General features: G+C 48.5%; 1 protein-coding gene. It reads left to right on the top strand.

Annotated elements, in window-relative coordinates:
• The first annotated feature begins 99 nt into the window (after positions 1–99).
• A complete protein-coding gene (locus ACYQ2M_RS25060) occupies positions 100–1,158 on the top strand; it encodes a PstS family phosphate ABC transporter substrate-binding protein (RefSeq protein WP_459919137.1) in 1,059 nt (352 codons plus the stop codon).
• Positions 1,159–1,271: the final 113 nt, after the last annotated feature.

The following is a 1,271-nucleotide window of genomic DNA, read 5'->3' as shown; positions in this document are numbered from 1 at the left end:
GCTGTTCCTTGTCACCATGAATGCGGTGGCAGTAATGCTGAGAAAAAAATTTGAAAGACGTTGGTAATTAACGTCAAACTTTAAAGTTCAAGGAGAAAAATGAAAAAATTATTTATCACACTCATGGCCCTGACCCTTGTTGGTGGCATGGGTATCGGTTCATCGTTTGCATCCTCAAGGGATTATATCTCCATTGTGGGATCTTCCACAGTCTATCCCTTTGCCACGGTTGTGGCGGAGCAGTTTGGCAAAACCACCCAGTATAAAACCCCGAAAATAGAATCCACCGGTTCCGGCGGCGGTCACAAACTGTTTGGTGCCGGTGTGGGCGTTCAGCACCCTGACATCACCAACTCTTCCCGCAGGATTAAAAAATCCGAGTTGGAAAAGGACATGAAAAACGGCGTGACCGACGTTGTTGAAGTTAAAATCGGCTATGACGGTATTGTGATTGCCAACGCCAAAAAAGCTGCTCCCATGAGACTTTCCCGCACGGATCTTTTCAAAGCACTGGCAGCAAAAGTACCCAACCCAGACGGCAGTGAAACCCTGGTGGAAAACCCTTACAAAACATGGCATGACGTCAATCCCAACCTGCCCAACGTGGCCATCGAAGTACTGGGCCCCCCGCCCACCTCCGGTACCCGGGACGCTTTTGTGGAGCTTGCCATGGAAGGTGGCGCCAAAAAATTTGACTTTATCAAAAAGATGAAAAAAGCGGATAAGAAAAAATACAAGGCTGTCTGTCATACCATCCGTGAAGACGGTGCCTACATTGAGGCCGGAGAGAACGACAACCTCATCGTTCAGAAACTCCAGGCCAATCCCCAGACAATGGGTATTTTTGGTTTCAGCTTCCTGGACCAGAATACGGACAAGATCCAGGGCTCTTTTATCGATGGTGTGCAGCCCACTTTTGACGCCATTGCCGATGGTCAGTACCCGGTTTCCCGCCCCCTATTTTTTTATGTGAAAAAAGCCCATGTGGATACCATTCCCGGCATGAAGGAATTCCTTGCAGAGTTTACCAGCGAAAAAGCCTGGGGCAGTGAGGGGTACCTGGCTGACAAAGGGCTTATTCCCATGCCTGAGGCAGAGCGAAAACAGTACAGAGATGCCGTGAAAAACCTTGTGCCGCTGAAATTGTCCGATCTCTAACATCCCGGGATATTATTACTGAGAAAGGAATGAAACAGCCGTCCTGAACAGGTGAGGTTCAACTTACCTGCCGGGACGGCACTATTTTCGAAGTTGACAACTATGGAACATAC

This window comes from Desulfocicer niacini (genome assembly GCF_054657595.1).
Note: the sequence above shows the minus strand (reverse complement) of the source record. Positions and strands in the feature narration are given on the sequence as shown.

Excerpts from the sequence above, each read along its gene's own strand:
- ACYQ2M_RS25060 (WP_459919137.1), top strand. The coding sequence starts at position 100 with ATGAAAAAATTATTTATCACACTCATGGCCCTGACCCTTGTTGGTGGC.